Annotated in this window: 16 protein-coding genes and 5 pseudogenes; 15 read left to right on the top strand and 6 right to left on the bottom strand. The window is 68.0% G+C overall.

Annotated elements, in window-relative coordinates; genetic code table 11:
• The first annotated feature begins 15 nt into the window (after positions 1–15).
• Positions 16–1,260 (top strand): M14 family zinc carboxypeptidase, encoded by a 1,245-nt coding sequence (locus tag ACGFZ2_RS18900; RefSeq protein WP_393455070.1) that lies wholly within the window; start codon positions 16–18, stop codon positions 1,258–1,260.
• A gap of 199 nt (positions 1,261–1,459) precedes the next feature.
• Positions 1,460–1,837 carry a nuclear transport factor 2 family protein gene (locus ACGFZ2_RS18895; protein ID WP_393308325.1) on the top strand — a complete coding sequence of 126 codons (378 nt, stop codon included), beginning with the start codon at positions 1,460–1,462 and terminating at the stop codon, positions 1,835–1,837.
• A gap of 99 nt (positions 1,838–1,936) precedes the next feature.
• On the opposite strand, the pseudogene ACGFZ2_RS18890 reads toward ACGFZ2_RS18895, so the two are convergent.
• Positions 1,937–3,068: pseudogene (locus ACGFZ2_RS18890) on the bottom strand (IS630 family transposase); the annotation flags it as partial.
• A gap of 83 nt (positions 3,069–3,151) precedes the next feature.
• Positions 3,152–4,153, bottom strand: a complete 1,002-nt coding sequence (locus ACGFZ2_RS18885) for a hypothetical protein (protein ID WP_393455068.1) — start codon at positions 4,151–4,153, stop codon at positions 3,152–3,154.
• A gap of 565 nt (positions 4,154–4,718) precedes the next feature.
• Here ACGFZ2_RS18885 and ACGFZ2_RS18880 point away from each other — a divergent pair.
• From ACGFZ2_RS18880 to ACGFZ2_RS18830, 11 genes and pseudogenes are all read left to right on the top strand, one after another.
• Positions 4,719–4,848: pseudogene (locus tag ACGFZ2_RS18880) on the top strand (IS5/IS1182 family transposase); the annotation flags it as partial.
• A 322-nt stretch (positions 4,849–5,170) separates the two neighbouring features.
• Positions 5,171–5,365: pseudogene (locus tag ACGFZ2_RS18875) on the top strand (nitric oxide synthase oxygenase); the annotation flags it as partial.
• Between the two features lie 3 nt (positions 5,366–5,368).
• Entirely contained in the window at positions 5,369–6,601 is a 1,233-nt protein-coding gene (locus ACGFZ2_RS18870) for a globin domain-containing protein (protein WP_393455065.1), read from the top strand.
• Positions 6,598–7,239 (top strand): hypothetical protein, encoded by a 642-nt coding sequence (locus ACGFZ2_RS18865; protein WP_393455062.1) that lies wholly within the window; start codon positions 6,598–6,600, stop codon positions 7,237–7,239. Before ACGFZ2_RS18870 ends, ACGFZ2_RS18865 begins: the two co-directional genes overlap by 4 nt.
• 302 nt (positions 7,240–7,541) lie before the next feature.
• Positions 7,542–7,814: a hypothetical protein gene (locus ACGFZ2_RS18860; RefSeq protein ID WP_393455059.1), complete on the top strand. Its 273-nt coding sequence runs from the start codon at positions 7,542–7,544 to the stop codon at positions 7,812–7,814.
• Positions 7,815–7,825: 11 nt separating this feature from the next.
• Positions 7,826–9,271, top strand: coding sequence for an APC family permease (locus tag ACGFZ2_RS18855; protein ID WP_393455608.1), 1,446 nt, complete (start codon positions 7,826–7,828; stop codon positions 9,269–9,271).
• Between the two features lie 260 nt (positions 9,272–9,531).
• Complete coding sequence (locus ACGFZ2_RS18850) at positions 9,532–10,266, top strand: hypothetical protein (protein ID WP_393455056.1); 735 nt, start codon at positions 9,532–9,534, stop codon at positions 10,264–10,266.
• Positions 10,263–11,522, top strand: coding sequence for a histidine decarboxylase (locus tag ACGFZ2_RS18845; protein ID WP_393455053.1), 1,260 nt, complete (start codon positions 10,263–10,265; stop codon positions 11,520–11,522). Before ACGFZ2_RS18850 ends, ACGFZ2_RS18845 begins: the two co-directional genes overlap by 4 nt.
• A 529-nt stretch (positions 11,523–12,051) precedes the next feature.
• Positions 12,052–12,945, top strand: a complete 894-nt coding sequence (locus ACGFZ2_RS18840) for a hypothetical protein (RefSeq protein ID WP_393455051.1) — start codon at positions 12,052–12,054, stop codon at positions 12,943–12,945.
• 184 nt (positions 12,946–13,129) lie between these two features.
• On the top strand, positions 13,130–13,687 hold the full coding sequence (locus ACGFZ2_RS18835; protein WP_393271189.1) for a hypothetical protein: 558 nt from the start codon (positions 13,130–13,132) through the stop codon (positions 13,685–13,687).
• 325 nt (positions 13,688–14,012) lie between these two features.
• Positions 14,013–14,270: a transposase gene (locus ACGFZ2_RS18830; RefSeq protein ID WP_393271187.1), complete on the top strand. Its 258-nt coding sequence runs from the start codon at positions 14,013–14,015 to the stop codon at positions 14,268–14,270.
• A gap of 102 nt (positions 14,271–14,372) precedes the next feature.
• On the opposite strand, the gene ACGFZ2_RS18825 is transcribed toward ACGFZ2_RS18830, so the two are convergent.
• A complete protein-coding gene (locus tag ACGFZ2_RS18825) occupies positions 14,373–14,924 on the bottom strand; it encodes a sigma-70 family RNA polymerase sigma factor (RefSeq protein ID WP_393455048.1) in 552 nt (183 codons plus the stop codon).
• Between the two features lie 225 nt (positions 14,925–15,149).
• On the opposite strand from ACGFZ2_RS18825, the pseudogene ACGFZ2_RS18820 reads away from it, so the two are divergent.
• Positions 15,150–15,321 (top strand): annotated as a pseudogene (locus tag ACGFZ2_RS18820) (transposase); the annotation flags it as partial.
• A gap of 125 nt (positions 15,322–15,446) precedes the next feature.
• Here ACGFZ2_RS18820 and ACGFZ2_RS18815 read toward each other — a convergent pair.
• Positions 15,447–15,533, bottom strand: a pseudogene (locus tag ACGFZ2_RS18815) (IS5/IS1182 family transposase); the annotation flags it as partial.
• Positions 15,534–15,868: 335 nt separating this feature from the next.
• Here ACGFZ2_RS18815 and ACGFZ2_RS18810 point away from each other — a divergent pair.
• Positions 15,869–16,078 carry a zf-HC2 domain-containing protein gene (locus tag ACGFZ2_RS18810; protein WP_393271183.1) on the top strand — a complete coding sequence of 70 codons (210 nt, stop codon included), beginning with the start codon at positions 15,869–15,871 and terminating at the stop codon, positions 16,076–16,078.
• A 65-nt stretch (positions 16,079–16,143) separates the two neighbouring features.
• Here ACGFZ2_RS18810 and ACGFZ2_RS18805 read toward each other — a convergent pair whose 3' ends face one another.
• Together ACGFZ2_RS18805 and ACGFZ2_RS18800 are read right to left on the bottom strand one after the other, a co-directional pair.
• Entirely contained in the window at positions 16,144–16,380 is a 237-nt protein-coding gene (locus tag ACGFZ2_RS18805; RefSeq protein ID WP_393455045.1) for a hypothetical protein, read from the bottom strand.
• 158 nt (positions 16,381–16,538) lie between these two features.
• Positions 16,539–16,685 carry a hypothetical protein gene (locus ACGFZ2_RS18800; RefSeq protein ID WP_393455042.1) on the bottom strand — a complete coding sequence of 49 codons (147 nt, stop codon included), beginning with the start codon at positions 16,683–16,685 and terminating at the stop codon, positions 16,539–16,541.
• Between the last annotated feature and the right edge of the window lie 947 nt (positions 16,686–17,632).

Raw genomic sequence — 17,632 nt, 5'->3', positions numbered from 1 at the left:
CGAGAGGAGTTACGCGTGCAGGTACACACGAAGTCGACAATCCGATCCCGCGGGGCCCTGGCCGCCGCCGTGACGGCCGCGCTGGCCGGTTCGATCCTCACCGCTCCGGCGGTCTCCGCCGCCGCTCCCGAGGGGCCGGGGCAGGGCAGCTGCAAGATCGCCGAGGACCCGTCCTGGTCGGGCTGGAGCAACCACGAGCAGGTCGGCGACCAGCTGGCGCAGATCGAGCGCAGCAGCGGCGGCCGGGTGGACGTCGAGGTGGTCGGGCGCTCGCCGGAGGGCCGGGAGCTGTACACGGCCCGGGTCGGCACCGGCGACAAGGTGCTGCTGGTCACCAGCGCGATCCACGGCAACGAGCGGACCGGCACCGAGGCGCTGCTCGGGATCCTCAAGCGCCTGGGCAGCGCCGGTGACGCGCAGACGCGACAGATCCTCACCGAGGTCACCTTCGTCGCCATGCCGATGGTCAACCCCGACGGCGGCGAGCTCAACCGGCGGATGAACGTACGGTCCTGGGACGCGACGGTCGCGGAGTTCCCGCAGCTGGCCGGCGCCCCGCGCGCCTGGTACCACCGGCTCAACGGGGACGGCATCAACCTGCCCGGCTACGACCTGAACCGCGACTTCAACCCCGACCTCGACTACGTGCCGCGCGCCACCGACCTTCCGGGCCGCGACACCGACGCCGGGTTCTTCCTCTCCCCCGAGTCGCGGGCAATCCGCGACGTATACGTGGGTCTGCGGGCGGAGAAGGGCGCCGTCGACGCGTACATCGACCTGCACCACATGGGGCCGTGCGACCGGATCACCGGCGGTGAGCAGGACGGCAACCTCATCTCCGTCTCGCTCGACTACCCGCCGCTCGGCGTGCAGGACGGCGCCGCGTACAAGGCGAAGTGGCCGGCGCTGGACCAGGACAAGTCCCGCCGCTACGCCCTCACCGTCGCCAACGGCATGACCGCGAAGTACGGTGACCAGTCGAAGCTCGCCGCCATCGGCCGGTACTACCACCCGGACAACCGGGAGTACGCGGGCCAGGGCCGCTCGGCGTTCGCCCTGAACGGCACCGGCACGGTGCTGTTCGAGGTGCGCGGCCAGCAGGACGACCTGGGCCAGAAGCAGCACGGCATGCTCGTGCAGAGCGTGCAGACCGGCGTGGAGTCGCTGCTCGACGGCCTGGCCGACGGCACCGTCGACCGGGTCGACGGTGACGACTTCTTCGACCTGCCCGACTACGGCTGGGACACCACCAACGACTGACGATCATTGACGGCTGGCGGCCCCGGGGCAGGAGCTCCGGGGCCGCTGGCGTCGGCTGGATGGTGCCCCGTTCCAGGCCGAGTTGCTCGTGTGGCCGGTGACGGGGAGGTATTGCTAGTGCTGTGACCGGGAAGGTTCACCGTGATCGGAAGGCGGCTCGTGGGACGAGCGCACGCGAAACGGCTGGTATTACTGGGGCATGCAGGAAGAGACCGCACGCTCCGCGATCGACACGTTCATTTCCGCGTTCAACGCCTCGGACGACAGCTATGTGACTGCCCTGCTCTCCCAGGCCCTGACCTCAGACGTGGTCTTCTGGGGGCCGTTGGGTCGCAGCGAAGGAATCGGGGCGGTCGAGCGGTTCGTGCTGGACATCCGACGCCACCCGGCGGGAACCGGCACGATGGTGCGCTGCTCAGCGGTGGACATGCCTGACGAATGGGCCCGGTACCGGTGGGTCTTCACCACGCCTGATGGAGGCCCCCGCCTGGCGGGAACGGATGTCGTCCATCTGCGACGGAGCCTCATCGACCAGGTCATCGTCTTCGCGGGGGAGATCGAGCCGTTCGCCTCCTGAGTCATCCTTCTGTCGCTGTCCTTCTCCTGAACTTGCCCCGTCGGCGTTCGGGGGCTGCTGTTCGCGGTTGGCCAGGCCGCGGTGTTGAGGGGGGCGTCCGCCCCAGCGAATGCCCTTTTCGCTGCGGGTGCGGGGGCGTTCCTTGCGTTGGGCGGCGAGTACGTCGGGGTGGCGGGCGTTGGTGTTGCGCCAGCGCAGGTAGCGGTGCAGTGCCTGGGTTTGCGCAGGGTGGCTGCGGTGGTGGGAGTTGGCCAGGGTGAACTGCCGCAGCGGGCCGAAGTGGGCCTCGATCGGGTTGGCCCAGGAAGCGTAGGTCGGGGTGAAGCACAGCTCGACCTTGTTCTTCTTCGCCCAGCGGCGGATGCCCGCGCCGGTGTGGGCGGAGAGGTTGTCCAGGATGATGTAGATCGGGGCGCCGTCGGGTCGGGCGGCGCGGATCGACTTGAGCGCGGTCAGGGTGTTGGCGGTGCCCTTGCAGCGGCGGTTGACGCCCCACAGGCGGTCGTCGCCCACGGAGTAGCAGCCGTGGAAGTAGGTGACGCCGTGGGTGCGGCGGTAGGCCGCCGGAAGCCGGTTTGGCTTGCCCTGCTTCGCCCAGCAGGAGCCTGCGGTGGGCCGGATCCCCAGGGGCCCGAACTCGTCGAAGGCGAAAGCCCGGTCCGGGAAGCGTTCCAGCACCTGCTCGATCCGGTCGAGCTTGGCGTCGCGATCAGGGTCGGGTGAATCCTTCCAGCTTGGCGTCGCGATCAGGGTCGGGTGACTCCTTCCAGGTCTTGGTGCGCTGGAAGGTGATGCCGCGGCGCCGGAGCAGGCACCGTAAGGCTTCACGGCCGATGCGGATGACACGTCCGTGCACTTTCCGCAGGTAGGCGGCGAGCTTGCGCATCGACCAGCGGGTGAAGGGCTGGCCGAGCTTGGTGGGGCGGGTGGTGGCCGTCTGGATGACGAAGTCTTCCTCGTCAGGGCTGAGTCGGCGGGGACGGCCTCCCGCTCAGCGAGGGTCCAGGCAGGCCAGGCCGATCTCGTTGAACCGGTGGATCACGTCCCGGACGGTGTCCTCGTCGGCTTGGACCAGCTGGGCGATCACAGGCACCCGGTTCCCGCCGGCCGAGGCCAGCAGCATCATCGCGCGCCGGTAGCGCACCGAGTTGGTGCTGCCCCGGCGCACGGTCTGCTGCAGCTTTTGCCCCTCCTGGTCGGTCCGCCTGCGTACACGGACAGGCTCAGCCACCGCGCCTCCAGCGCTCGGATCGGACGTCACCGCACATCCAACCGTCACGACCACCAACCCGGTGAACCTTCCCGGTCAGAGCACTAGACCGCGCGGGCCACGCAGATCCTGGCGTCGAGGCGGGGCCCGGCCTCGTAGAGCATGTAGCTCACGCCGCCGTCGGTGCCGAACGTGGGTGCCGCGACCCGGCCGTTGTCCGACGCGATTGGTCGGTGGAACACTCCGAGGTGGATTTCGCGGTCGAAGTTGTTGCCGATTTCGGTCAGATACATGTTGCCGCTGTTGCCGTGATACGCGAGATAGGCGGTGCCGTTGCGCTTCAACAGGTGCGGCGCGGAGATGTCGGTTAGCCCGTCGCCTGATGGTGACACCAGCGGGTTCGGGTCGAACTGCCAGCCGCTCCAGCCGTTCGGCGACCAGCCCCAGAAGATCTTTCGGGTGCCCGGTCCGATTGTGTGGTAGCCCATGAACACCATCACGTAGCGGTTGCCCTTGCCGGCCACGGAGTGTTCGAAGACTCGTGCGTACGAGGTTTCGGTGGTGTTGGGTACCAGTCTCGTCGACAGGATCGGGGTCTCGTCGGTGAAGTGGATGCCGTCGGTCGAGCGGGCGACTCGGGTCGTGTAGTTCTCGCCGTGGAAGTACAGGTAGAACTGCCGGGTCGGCGCGTCCCACACCACGTGGGGGGACGACACGTGGCTCACCGTGGTGGTCGGCAGATACCGGTCGATGATGGGGTTGTTCGGGTATTCGGTGTAGGGGCCCTCGAGTCGGTCGGCGTAGGCGAGGCAGATCCCGCCGGGTGCGTCGTGTGGCGCGTAGTAGAGGTAGTAGCGGCCGAGATAGCCGCTGATCTTGTCGTAGACTCCGCGCACGCACGGGAAGATGAACTCGCCGGTCGGGTTGTAGCGCAACGGGGCGGCGAACGCGTCGCGCACGTATTGATAGTTGGGGAAGCCAGCCGGTGCGGCGAGCGCGGGCGTGGGCGTCGCGGCAAGGCCGGCGCCGGTGATCGCGACGCCGGCGGCCGCCGTACCACGCAGCAGCGTGCGTCGGGAGATGGAGCCTTCAGGGGTACGCGTCATCGCGTTTCTCCGTTCGTGAGGTGGGCCGACCGGGGCAGCGGGAGCGGGGGCGGCCGTGACGAGTCAGCGGGTGTCATTCACCTTCGCTGAGCGGCCGTACGGTGTGGACGGTCGTCGCGGATGGGTGCGTTGGTTGACGAGTCTGCGCGCGCCGTCTCGGCGGCGTCAAGATGCTAATGCGAATTAGCAAGGTGGGTTCGGCGGGCTTCGGCCGGTGCTGCCGCCAGCATCGTCGGCCTGTCGGCTGAACCCGGTTCGCTCGCCGTGACCGGGACCCGCGTCCCTACGTGCAGGGAGCGTAGCTCGATGACGACACAGGCATGTGCTCACAAGGCGGGAGCTGAATGTGGTGTTCGCACGTTCTGGCCGGATCACCCAGCCTCCATCCCGATGGCAGATCTCGCGGCGCGGCGTCGCGAGGGTGGCGGCGGTCGCGGTGGTCGCCGCGGCCGGCCGTTGCGTCCGGCCTGATTATTGTCAGGGGGCGCGGAAAATGTCTGAGGGACGTCTCGTAACCCCGACAGGTGTCTGTTAGGGACGGTCGTCGGAAGATGCCTGGGTGCAGGTGATCCCGACCCGGGACCACCGCCTCGCCGCGGGGCGAGAATTACCGGTACTCGACGAACCTGCAGGTCGCCATCGACGCCAGCATCCGCCTGGTCATCGCCGTCGGCGCCCCTCAGCCGGGCAGGCAGCAGCTCCGGACAAGGGCCCTGCCACGGCGGCAACCAGGTGCTCGGCGACCACGCCGGCTCGGCGCCGTGGTCAAGCCCTCCCTGCCCCGGTCTTCCGCCGCCACCCGGCATTACGAGCGGCGATCCGTCCTGAGTCAAAGATGTGAACTCCCGTCCGGTGCCGGCCGTATGGCACAGACCAGAGGCGAAACATGAACGGGATGGGAGAGACGTGGCACTGCGACGACGCCCGCCCGCACGGAGGATCACGCGGGGGACACGCGGGGAACGTGCCGGAACCGGCCCGATGATCGGGAACGAGCCAGCATCGACGACCGGCAGCGCTGGCCGGCCCGGCCACGGCGACTGGCCGTGGATCAACGGGTCGGTCGGATGGGCCGCCCTACACGCCGAGCACCACCGCTGCTACGACACCCGGGCGCCTAACCCGAGTTTCTGGCCAGGTGTTCACACGCCGTACTTTCCCGAGCCGACTCTGCGTGAGCGCCACTACCTCGCCTCCCGGCAGGAGGGCTGACACATGGACGTCACTGCGCTGCGTCGGAGCTGGAACCAGCTCGCCGTCGCCGGCCCCGAAGCAGCAAAATACTTCTACGCGACTCTGTTCCTTATCGCTCCTGAGACGCGGACCATGTTCCCAGCCGACATGCGGTATCAGGAGGACAAGCTACTCGCCTCGCTCGGGCACATCATCACGAACATCGACGACCCGGATGCGCTCACGACGTTCGCGCAGCGTCTCGGCGCTGATCACAGGCGGTTCCACGGATCAGACCACGAGGGTCGACCGGTGCAGCTGGCAGAGCGGCACTACATCTGGGTAGGCCAGGCACTCGTGGCAACGCTGGAGCACTTCGTCGGACCAGGGTGGACACCAAGCTTAAGGGCTGAGTGGGCTGCGGCGTACGAGGCGGTAGCGAAGTTGATGCTCGCCGGCGCCGCCAGATCCGAACGGGTCGCGCCCTCGTTCTGGCGGGCAGAGGTAACCAGCACGGAGCGCCGCCGCGCCGACATCTGCGTGTTCACCGTCCGACCGAACTACCTGTGCAACTACCTGCCGGGGCAGTCTCTGCCGACACAGGTGCCGGCAATGCGCACCTGGCGGTACCTGTCACCCGCCAACGCTCCCCGCCCCGACGGAACGCTCGAGTTCCACGTGAGGGCGACGGGCCGGTTCTCCACCCATTTGGTGCGCCGGACGGCACTCGGCGACACACTCCTGCTGGGGCACCCCGTGGGCACCGCGTTGTCGTCGTACGACCGCGCACCCCACCGACGGCTTCTGCTGATCGCTGGCGGTACCGGCGTAGCGCCGCTGCGAGCCATCCTCGAACAGATCCAGCAAGGCTCCGGCCGTCCCACCACCCTGGTGGTGGGGGGAAAAACACCCGACGACCTGTACGACCACCAAGCGCTCCTGAAACTGGCCGCGACGGCGCCGGAAGCAGCGTGGTCTGACACCTTGGGCGAGCCGTGGCTGCGCTACGTGCCAACCGTAGAAATTGGGTGGGGGTGGGACGGCGAGGTGGGGCGCGCCGTCGACACCGCCCTGCGGCTCGGCCCGTGGGCAGACGCAGACATCCTCGTCTGCGGGTCTCCTGTGATGACCCGGGCCACGATCGCTGCCCTTACCGCCTCTGGTGTAGACCCTGCCCGGATTCTGACCGAAAGCTACGACCACTCGCTCTACCCACCTCTGTCGGCGCCGGCTGGATCGACGTCGCGTGACCTCACCTGGACAGGAGTCCGATGACTGACCACGGTGCCCGACACCTTGCACCGGACGCGGAGCGGCCGCTGCCCGGCGAGGTCACCCAGCGCCTCAGCCTGGTAGCCACCCGCCGCTCACGCCGCACGCATTGGTACCCGGCAGTTGACGTTGCCGCGGTGGTCCGCTTCGCGGACGATCGGATCGCGCTGCTGCGCGGCGAAATCGATCGTAGGGGACGAGAGGTGGCCAGCCTGCTCAACCAGGTCGAGATGCTCCGCCACGGAACCCTGCCGAGCGCCGTACCGCAAGCAGCTGACCCATTGGCTGTCGAGCTGACGATGCGCGCTCAGGAGGAAGCCAACCGCACAATCGGCGACGCCAGCGTGGAGGGCGCGGAGATCCTCGCCGAAGCGCGGCGGCAGGCCGAGGACATCATCGTCCACGCCCATCAGCAGGCCGCCCAGAGCACCGGATACGCCGGCCCGCAGGTCACCGAACTGCAGCGTCATCTACAGGACCTGCAAGAGAGGTATGACGCTCTGTTAACCGCCAGTCGGGCCGCGCACGAATACCTGTCCCAGTGGCAGTCGTACCTGGCCGATCAGTCTGAGCAGATGCTGGCCAGCGCAGGGGCCGCTGGTGAGGTCAGCGAACAGCTGAAACTGGCGATCAAGGAGTAGCAGGGTGCTCTTCGCGGTTTCCTGGCTCGACCGGAAGGTGATGACAGGGGCTCCCCACGCCTGTCGCGCCAAACCGCACGGTTTCTCGGCGCCCCGCGCTACCCGTCACGCACGAGTGCCGACTCGTCCGAACTGCTCAACCGGAGTTCCAACCCTATGTGCCCCGATTTTCAAGGAGACACATCCTCATGCTGACCCTGGTCCCCGGACCGCTTACTGCCTCCCCACCGCGAACGCTCGATGCCGGGCAGCGGTTGCCGGCACGGCCGCACGCCGCCGGCACCGGTGCCGCGGTCACGGACGTGGCAAACGCGACGGCCGCGAAGTACGCATGGAGGTACGCGATTCGGCGGGAGTGGCCGGACGGACACCACGACCTGTTCAGGTTCACGCCCGACGCGGACACCACGCAGCGGCGGCTCGGCCGTGACCAGGGCTACTGGCGCGCCGGCCCGGTACGGCCGGCGACGGTGCACCTGATGGCGGCCAACGCCCTCACCGGGGACCGACATCCAGCGGATGACTGCCAGCGCTCGTCGTGCCCAATCTTTCCGGAGCGGGGGGAGCTGCGGTGAAGTCAACGCATGTGCAGGTAGCTCTCGCGCGGCGGACGCTGACTCCGTTCGGGTTGTGGGTGATCGGGGCTGCGGCGTCGGCGCCCATGGTGGTGCTCGCCGGAGGCATCGTCGCGACGTACGCGACCACCAAGGTGACGGCTCTGCCCCTGACCTTCGTGCTCGTCGCGGGTACGGTGGCGGTGCTCGCGGTCGGGTACACGGCGATGGCACGCCAGGTCCGGCACCCGGCGGCCTACTACGGCATCCTCGCGAAGGGGTTGGGCCGTGGCTGGGGCGTCGCCGCCGGCCTGGTCGCCTTGGTGGCCTACAACGCCATCCAGACCAGCCTGTACGGGCTGTTCGGGGCGACGATCGCCGCGCAGCTCGGCGGCACGTGGTGGGTGTGGGCGGGCCTCGCCCTGGCCGGCGTCGGGGTGTTGGGTCTGCGGGCGATCGTGTTGTCCACCCGGGTCCTGGCCGCCGTGCTGGCCGTCTCGCTGCTGGTCGTCACGGCGTTCGTGCTGGCCGGTATGGGAGAACCGGCGGACGGTGGGCTGTCCTGGGCGGGCTTCGACGCCTCCGGGTTGGCGGTTAGCGGCCTTGGCGGCGCGGTTGCCTTCTGCGTGGCCGCGTTCATGGGCATAGACGCGCCGGGATCGTTCGTCGAGGAGGCCATCGACCGCAGGTCGGTCAGCCGGGCCACCACGGCAGGAGTGGTGGTGCTCGGTGGGGTGTATGCGGTGGCCGCGTGGGCGATGGGGGTGGCGGTCGGCCCCGGAGCCGTCGCCGAGGTCGCCGCTGACCCTGCCGGCGGGCTGCCGTTCTCGGTCCTGGAGCGTCTTGGCGGTGGGTGGGTTGTCCTCGCGGAGCTGATGCTGGTCTTCGCGATCGTCACGTCGATGCTGGCGTTCCACGCCGTGCTCGCACGGTATGTGTTCGCGATGGCCCGCGAGGGCGTCCTGCCTGTTGGGCTCGCGCGAGGCGGCAGCGCGACTCGGGTCAGCGCGCCGCGCGGCGGGTCACTGGCGCAGACCGGTGTCGCCACGGTGGTAGTGGGCGCGTTCGCGTTCAGCGGCGCTGACCCCGTCGCGGCGATGTTCACCTGGCTGTCGACGCTGGGTGCGATGGGGCTGCTGTGTCTGCTGTTGGCCGCGTCGGTGGCCGCGTTGCGGGCACCGGACAGCGTGCGCGGGCTACGGCCGGGGGTGTGGGAGTGGCGGCTCGCGCCCGCCCTGGGCGTGCTCGGCGGGCTGGTGGTGCTGGCCTTGATGCTCGGTAACGTCAGCTCGCTGCTCGGGGCCGCGCCCGGGTCGCTGTACCCCATCCTGCTGCCCGCGATCCTCGTCGCCACCGCCGTTGCGGGCGGGGTGTGGGCCGGGAGCCTGCGGCGAGCCCGTCCTGAGGTCTACGCCGGCATTGGCCGCGGTACCCCGACGGCGCACGCCGTTCCCGACGCCATCAACGTCTCGATCTGAGAAGGAGGATCGCGACGATGAGCAATCATACTGCCGCACGCGGCGGGCATTACGGTGTCGATCCCTTTCACCCCGGCTGGCGACCAGAGCGCCCACCGGCGGCACCGCCCGCTGCCTCCCGGAGGCCAGCCGACTACGCACCACCACCACCCGGCTACGGCGCGGTCCCAGTGCCCGGCGATTACCACCGACCGGCTGGCACCACGTTTCCCCCCACACCACCCCCGCCTGCGCCCTCGCAGAGGCAGGACGGTGACGGTGTGCCGGCTAGGGACCGCCGCTGGGCGGACCTGCGCAGGCAAGTCGCGTATCGCTCCAAGCGGGCCAACGCCGGCCACATGGTCGAGGCCGACCAGCGGTTCGGGAAGCGCGATGCGCTCGGTCCGCACGGGGTGATGCTGTTCTTTAGATCCGAGGCCCCGGCCGAGCCGCACGGCTACCGGCTGCACATGGCCCACCGGCTGTGGCTGGCCTCGCCGGAATCCGATGACCTACCTCGGCTGCTCGGCGACCTGGCGGTCGTCGCCAGCGACAACATCTCACGTGCCGCCTCCGCCGGGCGCCGGTGGCATCCTCTCGGGCCGGATGGCTCGATGGTCAACGGCGGAGACATGACCCTGCCCGACGACGCGACCTACGTCGGCATCGGCGTCACCACCCTCGACTCGGATCAGGGCCGCTGGTACCAGGTCGCCCGGACCCTGCGCGATGAATGGGCCAACGGCCGCTACCGGTCGGCGTTCGACCTCAAAGGCCAGTGCTACGCGCTGCTGACCGACGGCACCGCCCTGCACATCGACCGTGACCCCCACGCCCGCCTCGGCGTGGACGGGATCCGCTGCAACAGAACCCTCGACCCGGACCGGATCACCTACTACAACCCCCACCAGCACCTCACCGAAGAAGACGATGACGCCACCCGGGAGGTGTGGCGGCAGCTCGGCGCGCTGCACGACATCCTCACCGCCCACCTCACCGTTAGGCGGCCGGCGTGACCCACACCTCCATCCTCAGTCTCCTCGGTGCCGCGGACCTCAGCCTCGCGCCGATCGATGTCACGGCCGTCCTCGACCGCCTGGTGCAGCAGGCCGACGCCGACGCGGCGACGAGTATCGGGTTTCCCGGGGCCGTGGACCTCGACCACAGCAAGGTCATGGCCCGCCTGGGCAGCCGGTTGTGGAACAACATCGGCGATCCGGCGGACCCGGGCGGGACAGCCCACACGCGGGTGCTGGAGCGGGCCGTCATCACCTGGGTCGCCGACATCCTGTCCATGCCGGCCGATGACCGGTGGGGCTACGTGACCACGGGCGGCACCGAAGGCAACCTGGCTGCCCTGCACGCCGCCTACCGCCGTTATCCCACCGCCCGGATCTACTACTCGACCGCCGCGCACTACTCGATCTCCAAGACGGCGGCGATACTGGGTGCGCGGAGCGTGGTCATCGACGCGCGGCCGGACGGGGAGATGGACTATGCGCATCTCGCCGCGCAGGTCCGTAGGCGGCGACGCTGGCCCGCCATCGTGGTGGCCACGGCCGGCACCACCATGACCGAGGCGGTGGACGACACCACCCGCATCCGCGCCGTCCTCGACGAGTACGGCGCGGGCGGGCACCTGCACGTCGACGCGGCATTGTCCGGCATCCCGCTCGCCCTCGACGGCCGGCTACGCCTCGATGACGCCGGTGGCATCGGCAGCATCGCCATGTCCGGTCACAAGTTTCTCGGTGTGCCGACTCCGTGCGGAGTCGTCCTCATCCGCGACGGCGTCCGCAGCCACAGCAGCCACGTCGCCTACACCGACACCGTCGACACCACCATCACCGGCTCCCGCTGCGGCCTGGCCGCCGCACTGCTGTGGCACGCCATCGCCACCCACGGCCGCGAAGGGCACCGCTGGCGGGTCAGCGAAGCCCGAACCCTTGCCGCCTATGCCGTCAACCAGCTCACCGCCGCGGGATGGCCCGCGTGGCGGCATCCCCACGCCTTCACCGTCGTCCTTGCCACCCCACCGGAACAGGTGCGCAAGAAGTGGCTGCTGGCCACCGACGGGGACACCAGCCACATCATCTGCATGCCTGGCGTCAGCAAGGGCCAAGTCGACGCGTTCGTAGCCGACATCGCCGCCGCCGCACCGCCGAGGTCAATACCGCAATCCCGGCTCTCGCCCCAATCGCCCACCCCACCGCTGGGCACTGACTGTCTTCCGATGCCGTCTACCGACCGACACGGAGGCGAGTTCATTTGATCCCTCGCAGTGGCTGCGGCAGTTTCCTCCCGTTCGAGGGCGGCGATGCGGAACGCATCGCCGCTGGTGGTACCCGGCCCCTCGCCGGCATCGGTCTCGGTTCGCTTCACCCACGTACGCAATGCCTCGGGATGGATCCCGAGCGATCCACCGGATCGCTCCCACCGCACCGGCCGGCTCCCGGCGGGCCTCGACCGTCAACCGGGTCGCACGCTCAGGCAGCTCATCGGGGTACTTCTTCGGTGCCGGCATCGGAGCCACGCCGTACAGGTTAAGGATCAAGTTAGCTATCTAAGAGGTCGCGCGGAATGGTTGGTGATCATCGGCGGCGGGTGGGGCGGCTGTCCCACCGGTAGAGGGTCCATGCGCGTCGGATGAGACTACGGATGGTGCTGACCGAGGCTCGCCTCGGCGATCGAACTCCAACGAAGTTGGGCTGGCACGTCGGTCACGAGTCCCGCCTTCGGGTCGGCTACCGTCCTGCGCCATGACGCAATTTCGTGTGCGATCCCGGTACCGGGATGGGCTTGTGCTCGCCTACGAGATTCCTGTCGGCTCAGCGCCGGTGTCGGACGTGGTGCCCGCAGCGACCTTTCCCGTTGGGGCGCACATGGAGTTGGACGACCATGCCGTAGCACCTGACCTGAGCCGCGCGGTGTACGCGATGCCCGACCACGTGGCGTGTATCGACCGTACCGGACGGCGGCTGTGGCAGCTCGACTTCATCCCCGCTGCGGCACCGTGGCCCATCGTCCATAGCTGCTGCGCCTACTCCTTGGACGGAATGATCGTGTGGGTGTTCCGACCTGACGCGATGGCGCGCGGTACCGGCGCCGATCAGTGGTTGGCCGTCGACGCGGGTACCGGCCGGGTGATGGCGCAGGTGGACCTGTGTTCGGCCGGTCACGGGGGCAAACACTTCGCCCATCCAGACGGCAGGCACATGCTGCTGAACGTGGGGGAAGGACAGGATGGCTCGCTGATCTACCGGGGTCGCTTCGAGAACGGTCGGATCGAGCTGACCGAGTATCCGTGGCCGGATCGGGTCCTTGTCGACGTAGCGCCGGGCGGCCGCCATTTCATGACCGTGGACCACGATCAGCATGACGCCGCTTTCCATGCGTATCCCGACGGCGCAGTCGTCGCGCGAGTAACGGCGGAGTCGCTCGGCCATGATCCCGCCGGCGTGGTCGTCGAGTGGGTTGGCGGCTACCTCGGCGACGACACCGCCATTGTGACCGTCATCGGCGAGGCCGACGATGAGGAGGAGTGGTTGGAGCGGTACATCGTCGATCCGCGAACCGGCGAGGTCCGAGGGCAGATGGCACCGTTCTCTGCTGAACAGTACGACTTCGAACCGCTCGGCGACGGCTCATGGCTCACCACCGTCGACGAGCATCGGCTTCAGCGCCAAGCCCGTTGACGGAGCGAGCCGGTCGGTAGGGCTTCGTAGTCGCGGGCCACCCGAGCGTGAAGGGCTCGCAGCCCATCGGTGATCGTCTGAGTGTCTAAGAGGTCGCGCAGATAGGCGCGGAGGCTGGTGTTGGTCATGCACGACAACGACACAACAACGGGTCCGCCGCCCGGCAGTTGATAGCGTGATCGTCGTGGCAGAGCTGGAAGAGCTGGTCCTGACCCCGGGTGAGCGGGCGCGGGGGGTTCGAGTCGACAGTGTGATGTTCAGGATGGACTGGACTGGTGAGGATTACCCAGGCCAACTGGCGGCGTTCGTGGCTGGTCGGGTACGGGCCTTCGGGGCAGAGCCGACAGACGTCGACACCAACGTCCTCTACGATGCGGCCGAGGCCGACCCGACTCTGCGCCGCGGTGATTTCCCGGTCCGCCAGCTCGATCATCTGTCCGGTGTGCTGGTAGATCTCGGCTGCACGCTTGTGGTGCGGGACAACGGCACCGACACCTACGAGGTGCTGGTCGCGCTGACCGGTGAGCGTGAGCTGACCGGGCTGATGCACCAGGGCCTCCCGGTGCGGGCCTGGGACTCGGAACCCGAAGAGACCCTGGTCAGCCTGGACTGCCCGAACTGCTCGGAGATGCTGGTCTGGCAGCTGTCGGCGACCCAGACCCTGGCCGACGAGCGCTGCGACTGTGGAGCCGCGTTGTTCGACGCTACGGGCCGCCCACTGCCCAACGTCACTCTCCACTGAGAGGTTGCGCGTAATGGTGGGCTTGATCGGCGCGTCTGAACGGATGCAGGCACAGAACGACTGAGCATGAAGTTGCTGACGCTTAAAGGGCCACTATTCCTCAGCCGCGCCAGTGCCCGATGTCGCAGGTCGCCGACGCAAAGGTGGATGTCGAAGCGGGCGCCTTCGGGTGCCTACCGAGCAAGACCCGCGATCCCGCGTGCCAGGTAGCCCGCCACAACCGACTGACTGAAGCGCGGGACACTCGCCACGAAAACCAACTCGGCCGGTACCTCGATCTGGAACACCACCTGGTCGCCAGCCTCGGATCTCCTGGGCGCAGTTCGTGCCGTTCCTCGACTACGAGCACGAGGTCTGTAAGGTCCTCCACACCACCAACATCATTGAGAGCCTCAACGCCAGGTTCTGGCAGGCCGCCCGACGCCGCGGGCACTTCCCGACCGAGCAGGCCGCGATGAAGATCCTCTACCTCGTCGTTCAGCAGAAACACCGAGGTGGCGGGAGCATCACCGGCCGGGTCTACGGTCGGGCCAAGGCCCTCAACGCCCTGGTCCTCGCCTACGGCGACCGGATCACCATCTAACAACCTCGATCACACCAAGGCCCAAACACGGAAATCGACACACTCCCCGGTAGGAGGCGGCCGGCAGGACGGCCGGTTGGCACAAACTACCCAATCCTCGGGCTATTCGGGCTGGCGCTTCACGGTGGCGCCCATGGCGGCGCGCAGCGACCGGAGTGCGTGGTAGGTGCGTGACTTGACCGTCCCCTCCGGAATGCCGAGCACCGCGGCTGCCTCGGCGGCTGACCGCTCACGGAAGTAGACTTCGATGATCACGTTCCGGTGGTCTGGGGTCAGCCGAGCCATCGCCCGCTTGATGGTCTGAACGGCGAGCATCCGTTCGATGGCGTCATCGCCGGATGGCAGGACCGTCATGTCGACCAGCCCGACTTCCGCCGGCCGGGCCCGCTTCGCTCGACCGGCGTCGATGGCCACTCGTCGCGCGACGGTGAGCAACCAGGGGCGTAGCGTTGCGATGTCCGCGTCCAAGGCCTCGATTTTGCGCCAGGCCCGCACCATCGTCTCCTGCAGCAGGTCCTCGGCCGCTTGGCGCTCGCCGAAAGTGAGCCGCAGGAGGAATGAATAGACCGGCTTGGCATGGGTGTCATACAGGGCTTGCATCCGCTCCTCGGCGGATAGGTCCCTGACCGCGACGGTTCCGGTCGCAAGCGCCATGGCTGCCCTCCTCCATACCTGGTTGTCCCAAGGCAAGGCTCGTTCGTCGGGCGCTGAGAGACATCGGGTAGCTCACGGATGTTTGGGGTCGTACCCGTACCGCACCGGGTTGCTGCGTAGTCATCGAGCCAGCTGCGTCGACCCGGCCGCGACACCAGCCGCGGACGAGCGGCAACGTTCTGGGCCGTCGTCACGGGGCCGGGGCGGAGCGGTGTTAGCCCGGTCATGGGTGATCGAAAGCCGTATCCCAGTGACGTCAGCGACGAGCAGTGGGCCGTTCCTGGACGCGTGGAAGGCCAGACGCGTGTCGGTCTCGGTGTCGGGTCGTCAGGATGACTACGACCTGCGGAAGATCGTGAACGCGATCTTCTGCCAGAACCGGACCGGCTGTCAGTGGTGTGGGCCCACCGGGTGACGCACCGACGGCCAGATTACCTCGCAGAGAGTGACGAGAGCCCGATGGCACCCGGTCACGTCCGCGCCAAGCCGGCAGCATCCCCGCAGATCCGGCTGCATGCCGGCCGACTTGCAGCACAACAGGTCACGGATCACCTGGTGGGTGCCGTCGTCCCGCCACAACGCGAAGTAGTAGTACGTCGCACGCCACGGCCCAAACACGGAAATCGACACGCTCCCAAACCTGGAAGATCCTGGCCAAGCTGCGTTGCTGTCCCCGCCGCGCGACCGCGATCGTGCAGGCCATCCTCGTCCTGCACCGCGTCGAGACCAGCCGATACCCAGGATTAAAAAGGCTCGTTGTGTTCGTCGGGAAGACCCGGGACGGCATCGCTGGCCTATAGAAATCCCGGCGGGCGCCGGTAGCCTGCCGATGCTGAATCAGCCAGCGCGCGACCGGCAGAACCACCCTTGGGCTGAACCGTCCACGCCGACGATACGTAATCTGGGCGAGGAAAGCCAGCACCGCCAACGGTCAGGAAGAGTGAATGAGCCAGCCTGGAAGTTCGAATGACCCGTTCAAGCTGGCGCTCGGAGTCTTCGCGTTGGACGCTCTGTCCGACGACGAGCATCGGATGATGGAGGCTCATATCGCGCGATGCCAGCGGTGCCGCGCGGAGTACGACGGGTTCCGGGACGTGGTTGCTGGCTTGGCCTTGCTCTCCGAGGACGACATACGCCACCTCAGGTCCGAATAGCACGGCGCGGCGCATGATGAGCGCAGGACATGGACAGTCGAATGGTGACGGCGGCGAGGTCTAGCCTAGGCCGAGGGCGAAGCTGCGAATGGCCGCAGCGTGCTGGCCTCGGCTTTGTCGAGCCAGCCCGGCAGGTCATGGCCTCGAAGGTTGACGATGATTACGGCGAAGGAGCTGACGATGTCAGCGGCTTCGCGTAGCGGTGGGCAGCGGTCGAGGATCGTGTGTCGCTTGGCCTGGTGCTCGTCGGTGAGGGTGTCCGGGGCACGGGTGATCCAGTTCGTCGCTTGCCGCACGGTCACGCAGGGGGGTGGGGTCGGGGCTGGAGTGCCGGACTCGCGTAGGGGCTGCAGGTGGCGGCGGACAATGCGTGCGCTGCCGCGGTAGCCCTGCTGACGGATCTCGGTGTAGGTGAGGGCGGCGTCGGTGCAGCCGGCGTGCCACCGCTGGTAGATGTGGGTCAGGTAAGGGCGCAGGGCTCGTCCGGTGCGGCCGCGGCGGCCGTGGCTGAGCAGGTCGTCAGCGGTTGCGGCTTGCGCGTAGCGGCGTAGCTGCGTACGGTCTTGCGGTCCAGGCCCAGGGCCTCGGCGATCGCGTTGATGCTCACGCCGGTAAGGCGTAGTTCGTGGATGGCGACGTGTCGGTCACGGGTCGTGCGGTCAGCGGGCCTTCGAGTTGTTCAGGGATCGGCGTCGCCCGCACTTGCGGCGGCTCATCGTCGACTTCCGCCTCCCCGGGCACCTGTTCCCTGGTGCCCCAGTCGATGCCCCGCCGCGATCGTTGACGCCCGCAACCCCGAAGCGCCGCGCCAGTACACCGCCCTAACAAGGGCGAGGCGCCGTCGAAACTGGACGGCTTTCGACCAGTTCGCCACCGTCCTCACCGGACGTGGGTGCGCGTTCCGGCTGATGCTCCAGCAGGACGGAAGGGCCGGTCGGGCCGATCGTGGAATTTCGATCAACGAGTCTTGTGAACAACTTCGAGGGCGGTGTACGGTGAAATCCAACATGAAGGACCAAGTGATTTGGTGTCCATGACGAATGGCGACCAAGACGCGCTGCTGCGCAGCTTTTACCGACCGCCAGGCTGCTCGTTACCATTTACTGCTCCGGACTGTTGGCGGCCAGTCGCCAACTCGGTGGGGCTTGGTATTTGGCCTCTATTCCAATACGACTGTCGGAATTAAAACTCACCCTGGCCTTGAACGCTCCCTCTCGTCGCGATTGACTGCACTGTCGTTCCGTCCGCCGAAATGCGCCCCTTCCGTGGGGAGGTCGCGGCTCGTGCGCCAACTACTCATCCCGACCCCGTCCCCTGGCGAGATGGAATAGAAGAAGCCCGAAGGGGTCTTCAAGGAAAGTGGCGATAATTGTCGGTGACGGCCGCAGTGTTGGCGCGGTTGTCGCGCCTCGATTCGCCAGCGGAGGGGTGCTCGATCGTAATCGAAGGCCGCTGCGCAGCCGATGCCGCCTAAGCGGGCGGTTGCGCTTTCGTCGGTCAAGAAGCGCGGTCGCGACCTGGGCGCCGGCACCCGGCCGGGCGCGTGGACACCTG

Origin of the sequence: Micromonospora sp. NPDC048063 (assembly GCF_043202855.1) — a bacterium.
In the GTDB taxonomy this organism is placed as follows: Bacteria; Actinomycetota; Actinomycetes; order Mycobacteriales; family Micromonosporaceae; genus Micromonospora.
This window is presented reverse-complemented; position numbering and strand designations above follow the sequence as displayed.